Source organism: Halalkalibacter kiskunsagensis, from assembly GCF_037027555.1.
Lineage (GTDB): Bacteria > Bacillota > Bacilli > Bacillales > Bacillaceae_D > Halalkalibacter > Halalkalibacter kiskunsagensis.
Window position 1 is genome coordinate 22,826 of record NZ_JAXBLX010000044.1, and the last position, 14,700, is coordinate 37,525.

General features: G+C 39.7%; 10 protein-coding genes. 9 read left to right on the top strand and 1 reads right to left on the bottom strand.

Annotation, left to right across the window (positions count from 1 at the left end; genetic code table 11):
- Window positions 1-5: 5 nt before the first annotated feature.
- The 4 genes from SLH51_RS19715 (at window position 6) to SLH51_RS19730 (ending at window position 9,643) form a co-directional block, all read left to right on the top strand.
- Window positions 6-962 carry a PfkB family carbohydrate kinase gene (locus SLH51_RS19715; protein WP_335963215.1) on the top strand — a complete coding sequence of 319 codons (957 nt, stop codon included), beginning with the start codon at window positions 6-8 and terminating at the stop codon, window positions 960-962.
- Between the two features lie 16 nt (window positions 963-978).
- On the top strand, window positions 979-1,617 hold the full coding sequence (locus SLH51_RS19720; RefSeq protein WP_335963217.1) for a YesL family protein: 639 nt from the start codon (window positions 979-981) through the stop codon (window positions 1,615-1,617).
- A gap of 43 nt (window positions 1,618-1,660) precedes the next feature.
- Complete coding sequence (locus tag SLH51_RS19725; RefSeq protein ID WP_335963218.1) at window positions 1,661-3,181, top strand: glycoside hydrolase family 32 protein; 1,521 nt, start codon at window positions 1,661-1,663, stop codon at window positions 3,179-3,181.
- 189 nt (window positions 3,182-3,370) lie between these two features.
- Entirely contained in the window at window positions 3,371-9,643 is a 6,273-nt protein-coding gene (locus SLH51_RS19730) for a GH32 C-terminal domain-containing protein (RefSeq protein WP_335963219.1), read from the top strand.
- A 382-nt stretch (window positions 9,644-10,025) separates the two neighbouring features.
- Here SLH51_RS19730 and SLH51_RS19735 read toward each other — a convergent pair whose 3' ends face one another.
- Entirely contained in the window at window positions 10,026-10,442 is a 417-nt protein-coding gene (locus tag SLH51_RS19735) for a hypothetical protein (RefSeq protein WP_335963220.1), read from the bottom strand.
- A gap of 122 nt (window positions 10,443-10,564) precedes the next feature.
- On the opposite strand from SLH51_RS19735, the gene SLH51_RS19740 reads away from it, so the two are divergent.
- The 5 genes from SLH51_RS19740 to SLH51_RS19760 form a co-directional block, all read left to right on the top strand.
- Window positions 10,565-10,918, top strand: a complete 354-nt coding sequence (locus tag SLH51_RS19740; protein WP_335963221.1) for a SpoIIAA family protein — start codon at window positions 10,565-10,567, stop codon at window positions 10,916-10,918.
- A 101-nt stretch (window positions 10,919-11,019) separates the two neighbouring features.
- A complete protein-coding gene (locus tag SLH51_RS19745; protein WP_335963222.1) occupies window positions 11,020-11,454 on the top strand; it encodes a ferritin-like domain-containing protein in 435 nt (144 codons plus the stop codon).
- A 134-nt stretch (window positions 11,455-11,588) separates the two neighbouring features.
- Window positions 11,589-11,867 carry a thiamine-binding protein gene (locus SLH51_RS19750; RefSeq protein ID WP_335963224.1) on the top strand — a complete coding sequence of 93 codons (279 nt, stop codon included), beginning with the start codon at window positions 11,589-11,591 and terminating at the stop codon, window positions 11,865-11,867.
- A 445-nt stretch (window positions 11,868-12,312) separates the two neighbouring features.
- Entirely contained in the window at window positions 12,313-13,320 is a 1,008-nt protein-coding gene (locus SLH51_RS19755; RefSeq protein WP_335963226.1) for a LacI family DNA-binding transcriptional regulator, read from the top strand.
- A gap of 238 nt (window positions 13,321-13,558) precedes the next feature.
- Window positions 13,559-14,700 (top strand): ABC transporter substrate-binding protein (locus tag SLH51_RS19760; RefSeq protein WP_335963228.1); only part of this gene is annotated, 1,142 nt, incomplete at its 3' end.

A 14,700-nucleotide genomic window follows, 5' to 3' on the forward strand; every position in this document is an offset into this window, starting at 1 on the left:
TTGCAATGGGGAAGGTTATGAGCTTAGGTGAGCTGTTAATCGATTTTGTACCAAAAGAAAAAGGGAAATCACTAAAGGAAGTAATGGAATTTGAGAAAGCGGCAGGCGGAGCGCCAGCGAATGTTGTCGCAGCTATAGCAAAACTTGGTGGAGATGCGTGTTTTATCGGGAAGGTTGGCAATGATGCGTTCGGTCACTTTCTTTATGAAGAATTACAAAATACAGGCGTTGACACTCGTTATCTTTTAAAAAGTGATGAGTACAAAACGGCGCTGGCATTTGTTTCGAATCAAGCAAACGGTGAAAGAGATTTCTTGTTTTACCGTGATCCATCTGCTGATATGATGTTGACTGCTAACGAAGTGGAGGAAACGTGGTTTGAAAAAGGGGATATCTATCACTTTGGATCTGTATCTTTAATCCATAATCCTGTGAAAGAGGCGACGGTTGAGGCACTTCGAATTGCCGAAGAAAAAGGGCTAATCATAAGTTTTGATCCGAATGTTCGTCTTGCGCTTTGGGATCATGCTGAGGCGGCAAAAGAGAGCATTCTTTGTTATTTTAACCGTGCTCATGTCGTCAAAGTCAGTGATGAGGAGCTTTTCTTTTTAACCGGTGTAGAAGATGAAACAGAAGCTGTTCGTGGGTTGTTTGGAGGAGTGAACAAACTTGTCATCGTGACAAAAGGTTCTTCTGGATCGAGTGTTTATACAACAGGCTTTGCTCTTGAGGTTGCCGCAGTGAAGGTTGATGCGCAGGATACAACAGGCGCAGGAGATGCTTTTGTTGGCGGGTTGCTATACTTCTTACAAAAAGAAACGAAGAATAAGGATCTAGCATCATTTTTAACAGATGAAGAGAAGGTAAAAGAGATGGTTCACTTTGCGAGTAAATGTGGGGCGATCACAACGACAAACCGCGGTGCGATACCAGCTTTGCCAGTATTAAGTGAAGTAAAGTAGAACGGGAGTGACGGATATGCAAGTAGGTGGAATAACAGGCGGGATATACAAAGTATGTGACTGGTTAATGAAACTAGCCATAATCAATCTATTATGGCTATTATTTACTTTGGTTGGTCTCGGACTATTTGGGATATTCCCAGCAACAGTTGCCATGCTATCCGTCCTTAATCGTTGGATCAACCAAGAAGAATGTAAAGTTGTGCCGTATTTCGCTACTGTATTTAAAAGGTCATTTGTAAAAGCGAATATTTTGATGGGCTTTGCTGTCATGGTTGGTGCAGTGCTTATTGCAAATTTTTATATCATTCAAGCGATGGATGGCTTATTACACGTCTTCTTAAAGTATGGAGTGATCGTGTTGTTCGTGTTTTATAGCATGATTGTTCTTTATGTATTGCCGGTTTTCTCACATCATTCTCAAGGAGTATGGAATACGTTCAAAATGTCATTTATAACGAGTGCTTTGCATCCGCTTCGTACAGGGGTATTAGTAGCAGGGTTCGGTCTTTTGTATTTGATTATTAGGTCTTTCCCGGGAATGATTCCATTTTATGGTGTGAGTCTTATTGGAATGTGGACAGCGGTTATTTTATCGCCGATTTTTGAGCGTGAACAAAAAAAGAAACATGAAGGTTTACCGATATTACAGTGAAAAGATGATTAAGGCGTAAAGAAGGATATCAAGGAGGTACCATATGACACGACATAAGCAAGCAGTTGAAAAAGCAACAAAATCGATTAATCAAGTAAAAGAAGAAGTCGGTACGAATCAGTGGCGACTAAAGTATCATGTATCTTCTCCAGCCTATTGGATCAATGACCCGAATGGCTTTAGTTTTTACAATGGCGAATATCATTTGTTTTATCAACACCATCCTTATTCTGCAAAGTGGGGTCCGATGCACTGGGGCCATGTGAAAAGCAAAGACTTAACATTTTGGGAGCATCTTCCGGTTGCCCTTGCGCCAAGTGAAGAGTATGACAAAGATGGGTGTTTTTCAGGTAGTGCGATCGAAAAGGAAGGAAAACTGTATCTGATGTATACCGGCCATAAGTGGACAGGGGATAATCATGATACAGACTTAGAGCAAGTTCAGTGTCTTGCTGTTAGTGAAGATGGAGTGAATTTTGAAAAACTAGCAAACAACCCAGTGATTGGCGCTGCGCCTGTTGGGGATATTCATCCACATCATATTCGAGATCCGAAAGTGTGGAAGCGTGGAGACGATTATTACTGTGTGATTGGGAATAAAACGAAGGATGAGGTAGGCCAGGTTCTGCTTTACCGCTCTCATGATTTAATAGAATGGGAGTTTGTAAATGTAGTAGCAAAAGGAGAAGGCAACTTTGGCTTCATGTGGGAGTGCCCAGATATTTTCGATCTTGATGGTCATGATGTCCTTGTGATGTCACCACAAGGAATGGAGCCTGAAGATTACCTCTATCATAATCTTCATCAGTCGGGTTACGTCATTGGCGAACTAGATTATGAGAGTGGAAAGCTAGACCATGGCAGCTTTGAACTTCTTGATTATGGCTTTGATTTCTATGCTCCTCAAACGACCATTGATGATCAAGGGAGAAGAGTTATGGTTGCTTGGATGGCGATGTGGGAAAGTGATATGCCAGAACAAGAGTTTAACTGGGCTGGAGCTATGACGTTGCCTCGGCAGTTATTCATTCAGGACGGGAAGATCATAAGTAAACCGATGCCAGAAGTGGAGAAATTACGAAATGAGCTAACGGCATATGAAAATGTAATTTTTGAAGGGAAGAAAGTACTAGGAGGGGTATCTGGTGATTGCATAGAGCTTGACGTAGTCATCGATGCAAAAGATGCTTCTTTGTTTGGTTTGAAGTTACGAGTAAATGAAGAGAAAGGCGAAGAAACGGTTGTTCGTTATGACTTGGCTGAAGGCTTTCTAACGCTGGATCGCAACAAATCAGGAAAAGGATTAGATGGTATTCGTCAAGCGCCTGTTGAGTTAAAGGATAACGAGCTTCACTTACGAATTTTCATGGATCAATCCTCTGTCGAAATTTTTGTTAATGGTGGAGAGAAAGTTATGACATCAAGAATTTACCCTGGGCAAGCGTCAACTGGGGTTGAGTTTTTTGCTGAGGGGACGGTTTCGATTAAGAGCTTGAAAAAATGGAGTTTAAACGAAAGTGTTGGGTGCGAACCTGTTCATTCTAAAAGTCTGTCTGAAATTTAAAAAATGGTTATAAGCAACCTTAGTTCGGTAAGTTACTGGACTAAGGTTGTGTAATAGAAGCAACTTTTTATTGAATACAATAATGATCATTTGCTTTTATTTTTAATTTTACCAAACGATTACGTGACCGCTTGCATTATACATTAAAATGAAAGCGCTTCTATAAAATAGTACTAGGAGGAGAAGGGTATGAATGGAAGGAAGTTTAGGAGATTTATGCTGTTATTTCTGACAATTTTATTAGTAAGTCACCCATTTTTGATGTATCCAGTTTCTGCTGAAACAGTGACAAATGAAAGTGATAATTTCCCTAACGTGATTGAAAATCCTAGTTTTGAAACAGGGGATTTAACAGGGTGGACAGTTGTAGAAGGAGATGCATTCGGTCCGGAAAGTGTGTCTAATGAAACGGCGTGGTGGGATGAAGAAATTCCATTCAATCAAGAAGATGAGTACTTTCTAAATGGTTGGGCGCTTCCTGAGAAGGAAACAGGAATCTTGCGTTCATCGACTTTTACGTTAGATGGGTCAGGCTGGATGACTTTTAAATTAGGGGGAGGTGCGAATCCAGAGCTTGTCCATATCAATATTTACGATGCTGACATAGATAAGTTACTAGCCCAATACGGAAATACAGAATTTTGTGATTGTCATTTCCCTAGTATTGAAGAAGGAATGAATCTAGCAAATCTAGTACAATATAAAGCAGATTTAACGCCGTATCTTGGCAGGAATCTATATATCGAACTAGTCGATAACGCCGTAGAAGATTGGGGGCTGCTGTTTGCAGATGCCTTTTTTACCTACCATGATGAGGTACCGACAGTTGGAGTAGAGGCTATTTCCTTGTCCCCGGCAACAATTGAAGAAACAGAAGCGCCTGAAAAGGAAGGAGCTGAAGACGCAGTGCCTAAAGAGGAGGAAGCACGAGAAGAATCAGAAGAAGAAACAGAAACACCTAAAGAAAAGGAAACGTCTGAAAATATCCCTGGAGATTATTATGATGAAGCGTTTCGATCACAATTTCATTTCACACCAGAAAAAAATTGGATGAACGATCCAAATGGTATGGTGTATTTGGATGGAGAATACCATTTGTTTTATCAACATAACCCAACGGATAAAGTATGGGGACCGATGTATTGGGGTCATGCAATTAGTACAGACTTAGTCAACTGGGAGCATATGCCGATAGCGCTGTATCCAGATGAAAACGGGTTCATTTGGTCAGGGAGTGCGGTTGTTGATGAGAACAATACAAGTGGATTTGGCGATGGCAGTGGGCCGCCATTAGTAGCGATATTTTCTTATGAATTAGGTAATGATAACCAAACGGTTGGTTTAGCGTACAGTAACGATAAAGGAAGAACATGGGAAAAGTATGAAGGGAACCCTGTTATAGATATGCCAGAAGAAACGAAAGTGACTAGTGGTGGAGAAGGTGTATTCAGAGACCCGAAAGTATTTTGGAATGAGGACAACAATGAGTGGGTCTTTGTTATAGCTAGTGGAAAACAAGTTGACTTCTATACGTCACCAAACTTAAAAGAGTGGACAAAGGTAAGTCGCTTTGAAAATCCAGCGGTTAATGGAGACCTTGGAATATGGGAATGTTCCGATCTAATTAAGTTACCTGTAGCAACTGAAAACGGAATAGAAGAAAAATGGGTTCTCATTACAAGTGTAGCGAATGGTCCAACTGGTGGACAAGGAATGGGCTACTTTATTGGAGAGTTCGATGGAGAGAACTTCACCCCAGATGAGGAAGAAATTAAGTGGTTCGACTATGGTGCAGATATTTATGCAGGCGTGACGTGGAGTAACACACCAAATGAACGCCCGATCTTGCTTGGATGGATGAGTCCGCCAAAGTATGCTGGGGATACACCAACCGATCCTTGGAGAAGTGCGATGACACTTCCTCGAGAGTTAAGGTTAGAACAAACGGATGCGGGAATTCATTTAGCGCAAGCTCCAGTGAACGAGTTAGAATCGTTACGTGGAGAACAAGTAAGCTGGGAGAATGAGACGGTAGAAAGTACAAATGACCTCCTATCAGGTGTTGAAGGGGATACGTTAGAGATTATTGCAGAAATTGATCTTGTGCAGACGACTGCCAATGAGGTAGGCTTTCACGTAAGAAAAAGCGATACAGAATATACAGCGATTGGCTATCAAGTTGATGAGAAAGAAGCATATGTCAATCGTGAAAATTCAGGAATAGTAGATTTCCATCCTGATTTTGCTGCAAAACATACGGCTTCGTTAGAAATGAATGCTGAGACGTTAAAACTGCATATGTTTGTGGATCGTTCTTCTGTCGAAGTGTTTATTAACGATGGTGAGACTGTCTTTACGGAACAAATCTTCCCTGATCCAACTAGTAAAGGATTAGAGCTATTTGCCGATAACGGAACCATTCATCTAAAAAATCTAGAAATCTATCAATTAAATAGCTCTGAATTTACACCAGGTTACAAAAATGATTTTAAACGAAGTTATGGTCATTACCCTAATGAAATTGATGTTGATGATTTACCAACTGACATTGAAAATGCAAGTTTTGAAACGGGGGATCTAACTGGTTGGATTACGTATGGAAGTGCATTTAATGGGGTTGTATCTGATGAAACTCAATTTTGGGGCGGACCGTTTAATCAAGAAGGCGCGTACCATGTTTGGGGTTTTGCAGGTGCAAATAATGATGATCGTTCTGACATCCGTACAGGTGTGATGAAATCTAGCTTATTTAAGCTAGATGGAAATGGAACTGTTAACTTCCTAGTAGGAGGCGGACAAGACGATCAGAATCTATACGTTTCTTTGGTTAACGCTGCAACTGGAGAAGAGTTATTTAGAACGACTGGAAGAAATACAGAGCAATATCGTAGAGTGTCATGGAATGCTTCAGAGCACTTAGGTGAAGCGGTTTTTATTAAAGTCGTTGATAGACATTCTGGTGGATTTGGTCACATTAATGTTGATGACTTTAACGTGTTAAATTCAAGTGAGGATGTTATTCCTAATGAGATTGAAAATCCAGGCTTTGAAACAGGAGATTTAACTGGATGGACGGTTGTTGAAGGAGAAGCATTCGCTAATGAAAATGTAACAAATGAAGAAGCTTATTGGGAAGATGTGCCGTTTAATCATGTTGGAGTATATCACCTTCATGGTGCACAAAACGATGGTGACAATAAAACAGGTGTTCTAAAATCTTCACACTTTGAGTTAGCTGGTACAGGTGAGATTAGCTTCTTAATTGGTGGAGGCAATGATATTGATAACTTGTATGTTGCTCTTGTTAGGGCAGAGAACGACGAAGAATTAATGAAGGCTACGAACGAGAATTGGGATGACGCTCAAGGTGAGTCTTACCACAGAGTCGTTTGGGATGCTTCTGATTATATTGGAGAAGAAGTCTACATGAAAGTCGTAAATAACAAGATTGGAGGCTGGTCACATATTAATGTTGATGACTTTAGAGTGTTAAAACATGGAATCGTTGCTCAATGGTCTTTTGACGAAGGAGAAGGTAAAATCACGAAAGATGACGTTTCGGGATCTGAAGAAAAAATAGAGTATATTTTTAATGACGCAGTAGATAAACCTTCAACAGATCCTCTTTGGAGAGATGGAATTGATGGCAGTAGTTTGCTTTTTGACGGATACTCTACGTATGTTCAAAGAGAAGCAACGGAGTTCGCAAAAGTGACAGATGCCCTCACGATTGAAGCTTGGGTAGCGCCAAGAGCGTATGAATGGGGAAATGAAGGCAAAAAGTCGATGATTGTGAACCAGCATAATACGAGCAAAAATGAAGGCTTTGCATTAGGAATGGGTCGACATGGGAGCTGGTCATTTGAAGTCGGCATGAACGGGGAATGGATTGAACTTTGGGCAGATGAAGATAAGCCGTTAGAGAAGTTTAAGTGGTCCCATATCGTCGCAACATATGATAAGCAAAAGAGTGAGTTGACATTGTATTTAAATGGAGAAGCAGTAGGAACGACAAAAACGCCATTAAATGCAAATATTACGCCGTCAACAGAGCCGCTTATTATTGGGAAGCATAATCATCCAGCGATTATTAATGGTACGTTTGCAGCAAATATGTTTAATGGATTGATGGATGAAGTGAAAATTTATAGTGAGTCATTTAGTGAAGAGAAAGTGAATGAGGTTTATAACACTTATGTAAGCTCTTTTGAAAATGGCGAGCATCCAACTCCGCAGTTAGAAATGGATCGTAGTCGTTTTGACGGAGATCGTCATCGACCGCAGTATCACTTTATTTCACCTGAACATTGGATGAATGAGCCGCACGCTCCGTTTTATTTTAATGGAAAATACCATCTCTTTTATCAGCATAACCCGCAAGGACCGTATTGGAGCCATATTCATTGGGGACATGCTGTTAGTGATGATATGGTTCATTGGGAGGATATGCCTGTTGCTCTAGCACCGGATGGAGGCTCTGTTACCCCAGATGGAGTATGGTCAGGAGATGCAACGTTTGATGCAGATGGTCTACCTGTTCTATTGTTTACAGCTGGTGATGATAGCAAAGTTCCAAATCAAATGACCGGACTTGCAAGAAGTACCTTTACTGAAGACGGGGATATCAGCTTACCAAATTGGGTAATGAATGATGAGCCTGTAACGGTTCAAGAGCCTAATTTACACGCCGATGAAGGCGAGGTTTGGTACGGACAATTTAGAGACCCATATGTGTGGAAAGATGGCGATACTTGGTATCAGTTAGTCGGTTCTGGGATTCGAAATGGTGACAGCAGTGTAGGTGGTACAGCCCTTCTTTATACGTCAACAGACTTAGAAAATTGGACATACGAAAAGCCGTTTTTTGTTGGTGATTACGTGAACTATCCTGAAACAGGACAAGTATGGGAGTTGCCTGTATTCTTACCTCTAAATGACAAAGACGGAAATGAGACAGGCAAACATGTCCTTTTTGTTAATCCATGGTATGAAAGCTATAGCCCGCACAACGTAAAATATGTATGGCATTGGATTGGAACGTGGGATAAGGAAAACCTTGAATTTACTCCTGATCACACTGAGCCAAGAATATTTGATAAGGGTGAGCATTTCACTGGTCCAAGCGGGTTTGTCGACCCTGATGATCGTTCCATTTTATTTAGTATTGCTCAAGGGAAACGTTCGGAACAAGCGCAACATAATGCGGGTTGGGCCCATAATGCTGGGTTGCCATTAAGCCTTACGTTACGAGAAAATAATCAACTTGGAATTGAACCAATTGAAGAGTTACAAGACCTTCGAATGAAGCAAGTAGCTTCATTTGAAAATAAAAAGATCTCTAAAGCAAATAAGCTCTTATCAGACGTTCAAGGAGATTTATTAGAGGTTATTCTTGAAGTAGAAAATCATAATGCAAGTGAATTTGGAATTAAAGTGAGACGTAGTGAAAATGGAGAAGAGGAAACACTGATCTATTATGACTATGAGAACTCGATGTATTCGATTGATCGAAACAAGTCTAGTTTAGATCCTGATGTTCGTAAAGGGATTCAAGGAGATGTGATGGAGCTAGATGGAGAAAACTTGAAACTTCACATTTATTTAGACCGATCAATGGTAGAAGCTTATGCGAATGGCTATAAGAGCCTTACCTCAAGAGTGTATCCGACGCTCTCTGATGCTCTTGGATTGGAGTTATGGAGTGAAGACGGACAAGTGACAATTAAGTCAATGGAAGTATGGGAACTCGGCTCTGCTTATGGAGAAACTGTACCAGCACATTGGCCAGATGTTGAACAAGCTCCAGAGTCTATTACCTTACCAAATCACGATTTCCAAACAGGAGACTTTTCTGGTTGGATCGTAGAAGGCAATGCTTTTACAGATGAGCATATTACGAATCGTTATGATTGGGGCTGGGGTGGTCCGTTCAACCAAGCACATACAGCTGTTGACCCGAACCATTATCATTATTGGGGTTTCCATCCTGATCACGGAGGAGATGGTGCCACTGGAGTCATGAAGTCACAAAACTTTATTTTAGGTGGCAATGGTCAAATTGACTTCTTAGTAGCAGGAGGAAACATTCCTGATCAGCTTTATGTAGCATTAGTGAGATCATCTGACGGTGAATATTTAATGAAAGCAACTGGTCATAACTCTGAACAATATCGGAGAGTAAGCTTTGATGCATCTGAGTATATTGGAGAAGAGTTATATGTAAAAGTTGTCGACAAAGCAACAGGTGGCTGGGGACATATCAATTTGGATAATGTGAATGTTCCGGTTGATCCTATTACGGAATTTGATTTAACAGGGCTAACAGAAGAACAAGAAGAGGAAAAGGAAATTGAGAAAGGGAAGTCTGATATCATATTACCAAATGGTAAGGTTCTATTAAAAGGTGGAACATCACGTATTGAATTACTTGTTGAACTTTCAAAAAGAACAAAGGTAGAATAGGTTCAGCTTAGTGAAAAAGTGCTCAGAAACTTGAAAGGCTAGAGAAGTAATAAATGTTGGAAGTGAATATCTAACACTGAAAAATAGAATGAAAGAAAGGTTAGCTGATACGGCAACATGTATCTATAATTGATAAATAGTTGCATAACCTAGTTGCTAGAATTCCTTGGCCGCTTTCATATCCAAAAACGAACAGAACACTAAAGCCATTGCTTTAGTGTTTTGTTATCTCTAAATGCTTTATTTTTCAATTATTATGTTCATCTATTATTTGGCGGAAGGGTACCTCTATACGCCAATGCCTAATTTCCATAAGGATAAGCTCTTATCCCGATCTTGTTCAATAGGATATCGTATCTCTTAGGAAAAGGTGATTTGATGTTTACTGCTTCATTTCAAGGTAGCGTACCATTTTCTCCACTAATTCATGGACACTTTTGGCACCATCCGGGCCTTTATCAAGGATATCCTGGCTACGGGCATGGGCACTTTGGGCATCCGAGTTATCATCACGGACATGAACACCATTGGCATAACTATTATCAGCATTACCATCACGGGCATCACAAAGCTCACGGGCAGCACGCCCATCATCAGTCTCATGCAAAGAATCATCAGGCTGATCATTCACATCATGGATACGCGTTCGGACAAGGTTCGGGTCAATTCCCTGATTATTATAATCATAATTACTAGGAGTAAAGTAGAAAAGCTCAATTAATGATGAACTGGGAAGCGCGATATGCAAATTAACAATTTGGAAAAAGAATACAGTCGTAACCGATAAGCACCTGACCACTGATGGTCGGGTGTTTTTAAGTGGGAAATCGGGAGGTACCAGGTACCTCCCAAAAAAAGATGTTTTTAAAATTTTCAGAGTGGGTAGTAGAATAATACAGCTAAAAAAGGGAGGTTCTATTGATGATTACGATAAAACCGAACAATTTAGACACAGTCATGGAAGTAGTTGTAAATGGAAAGATCACGAAAGAAGATATTGAAGAGTTTGAAACAGAATTTAAACAGGAACTTACGCAGAATCACAAGGAGAATCTATTGATAGCTGTTCATGAAATAGAGGGGTGCTCTATGCAGGCGATCATAGAAGATTTAAAATTTAGTGCCAAACATTGGAAAGAGTTTCAGAAGATCGCAGTTTTCACGGATAAAAAATGGATCGAGGTTAGCTCCAAACTTAGTAATTTTGTACCTGGAGTTGACGTGAAACATTTTGAGTTTGGTGAAAGAGAGAGGGCGCTCGCCTGGTTGGCTTAAACGAGTTAGCAGACAAGAATGATTAGGTAGAATAGGTTTGATTATTGACTGACAGGGTAGTCAGTTGATAGAGACAAATACTCGAGGAGATGATTTAGAAGATGGATAAGAAAATGATCGAATTAATTGAAGGGTTAAATGAAGATTTAGCAAATGAATATGCAGCAAGTATTATGTACACAAACAATGCAGCGGTTGTATCTGGCTTATACAGACAAACGTTAAAACCCTTTTTCGAAGCGGAAATTTCAGATGAACAAGGACATGCTCTCTATTTAGCAGAAAAAATCAAAATTCTTGGTGGCACTCCGACAACAAAACCAGCAGAAGTTAAGCAACATTTTGATGTGAAAGCAATGCTGGAAGAAGCGCGGCAAGCGGAAAAAAATACGATTTTACGTTATGAAACACGTAAGCAACAAGCTGCTGACCTAGGTCATACGGAACTCGTTGTGAAGCTTGAAGATATGATTGCCGATGAAACACATCATATGGAAGAGTTAGATCGAATACTTGCAGATGCGAAGTTTAATTAAAGTAGGATAGCTGTAAAAAAATGGCCGTAATGAGTGCATAACTAAGCCTTATTGAAGAGTAGGTTGGACTACAAAGTATGACTCAAGGATTTAAAAACTATATTAAGTATAATGACTAGAAAGGATGATTGAAAATGGCAACAGTAACAGCTGGATTTCAAGTTTTACCGGATGGAAAAGATGTGAATACGGATGGAATGATTCCAGAGATCATCGAGGTCGTGAAAGACTCTGGTCTAAAATATGACGTTGGTCCTATGGAGACGGTCGTTGAAGGAAACTTGCACCAAGTATTTGAGTTGATTCAAAAAGCACAGCAAGTAGGGATTAACACAGGCGCATCTGAGTGTATCACGAATATTAAAATTCATTATAAGCCGAATGGTGTCACAATTGGAGATAAGAAATATTAATAAAAGGCTGTTTTCGTAATGATTGTTGCTTTTGAATAGGGTTATTTCCTCATAGTGAAATGGAGCGGAAGTCACTCGACTCCTGCGGGATATAGAGGAAAGGGCGAGACCCCACAGGCGTAGCCGAGGAGGCTCGGCACCTCCCCGCGGAAAGCGAGTGGCTGTAGCGCAATGGAACGAACACGTCACTTCTCCTAACCGATAAAAACAACAAAGTATGCGAAAACAGCCTAATAAAAAGAGCAAACCAGGTGGCTTGCTGCCTGGTTTGCAAACTTTCTTAACCATACCAATTAGCAACGAATAACACTCGTAAACAAAAAACAACCCATATCCGTAATTCCTACACAGAAACTTATGTTGAAAGCGCTTGACAATTCTTTTTATCCATTATAATATCACTTTAGTAAACGTTTACTCTATTTAAACTTAACTAGGTGAAAAGATGAATCCAACAATTAAAGACGTTGCAAAAAAAGCAAATGTGTCAATCGCAACTGTATCACGTATCTTAAATGAGCAAAAGGGATATTCAGCGAAAACGAAGGAACGCGTTATGGAAGCGATTAACGAACTTGGCTACCAACCAAATGCTGTTGCAAGAGGGTTAATCAATAAGCGAACACAAACAATTGGGATATTGTTTCCAGATGTTTCGAGTATGTTTTCAGCAGATATTTTAAAAGGTATTGAAGAGGTTGCTCATAACAGGGGACATAGCATCGTTGTCTGTCACACTGGTGAATCTGGCAATCGAATGATGGAGTATTTACAGCTATTAAATGAAAAGCGTGTTGATGGTATTATTTTTACTAGTGCAGTGATAACGGAGGCGTATTATAAAACGCTTAAGGAAATGAAGATTCCTGTCGTGTTAGTTGCAACCCAATCTTATCGTTTTCCGCTTCCATATGTAAAAGTTGATGATAAACATGCCGCTTATAGTGCTGTAAGCTATCTGATCCAAAAAGGTCATCGTAAAATTGGGATGATTAGTGGGGATATGGCTGATAAGATTGCTGGTCGTCCCAGAGTTGAAGGGTATAAACAGGCGCTGGAAGATCATGGAATTTCATTTGATGAAAAGAAGCTTGTTGTTACACCTGGGTTTAGTTTTGAAAATGGTAGTGGGATGCTCCAAAAACTTTTAAAACAGGAAAGAGATATAACAGCTGTTTTTGCAGCTAGTGATGAATTAGCTGTTAGTGCCATGTCTGATGCGTTTGAAATGGGTATTCATGTACCTGAGGAGTTATCAATCATTGGATATGATAACTTGAAAGTTGCTGAAATGTCTATTCCACCTCTTACCACATTAGCACAGCCGTTGTACGAGATGGGAAAACTCAGTGCAGAATTACTTTTAGACATGCTGGTGACAGGTGAAACTGTTGAAAGTCGAATAATACCGCACAATATTATTGAACGTAAAACAGTGAAGAAGGTTAATTGAATTTTTTTTAGTAATTTACGTAAACGTTTTCTCTATCTATGTAGTTAATAATTATAATCTAACATAAACATCAATAAAAATGTTTATGATTTCTTAAATTATTTTACGTAAACGTTTACTCTTTTGAGCGATTTCCAATAGTATTAAGAGGAGGTGAAAGGAAAATAAGAGTTTAACCGTTGTAGTGATAAAAACATTGAATTAAGACAATATCTAATTAATATAGGGGGTAAATAAAATGAAAAAATTATTAGGTACGGTTATGTCAGGATTTTTAGCAGTTGGTTTACTAGCTGGCTGTGGTGGAGGAAATGGTGGCGCTGATGATGGCACAGTAACATTAGAATTCTTTCAATTTAAATCAGAAGCAGTAGGTACGTACGATCAATTAATCGCGAAATTTGAAGAAGAACATCCAAACATCAAAATTGAACAAAATAATGTTCCAGAGTCAGATACTGTCCTCTTATCTCGTTTATCGCAAAATCAAATTCCAGAAATTGTGGCAATGAATGGAAACAGTGTATACGGTGAAATGGCACGTGGAGGATCTTTTGTTGATTTTACTGACGATGAAAGTAAGGACAATATCATTCCAGCCTATATTGATATGATCAATCAACTGGCAGATAACGGAGAGACGAACGGACTTCCACATTCTACAAACGCAAACACGGTTTTATATAACAAAACAAAATTTGAAGAGTTGGGGTTAGAAATTCCAACAACATGGGATGAGCTTATCGAGGTAGCGGAAGTGATTGAAGCAGCAGGAGAAACGCCATTCTACTCTGCTTATGGGGAAGCGTGGACGGCATTACCACCATTTAATGCGCTAGCATCTAATCTTCATGGGGACGACTTCTTTGAAAAGCGACACGCAGAAGAAACAACATTTGCTGATCGTTATCAAGAAGTTTCAGAAAAAATGCTAACTCTTTTAGAGTATACAGATAACGATGTATTCGGAACGAACTATAATCAAGCTAACTCAGCATTTGCTAATGGTGAATCTGTGATGTACATGCAAGGGGTTTGGGCAATTAGTCAAGTTGAAACAGCAAACCCGGATATTGAAATAGGGGCCTTTGCCTTGCCTGCATCAAACAACGCTGATGAAAATCGTTTAGTCTCTGGTGTTGATACGCTTCTTACCATTTCAGCAACAGCTAACCATCCAGAAGAAGCGAAGACATTTGTTAACTTCTTATTAGAAGAAGAAAACGTTCAATTTTACATTGATGAGCAGAAGCTATTCTCAGCTGTAGAAAATGTCTTCCAAGAAGATCCAACAGTTGCAGATTTACAAGTACACTTTGAAGAAGGAACGATCACAAGTTTCGCTGATCACTACTACTATCCAGGTATGCAAGTAGAGAA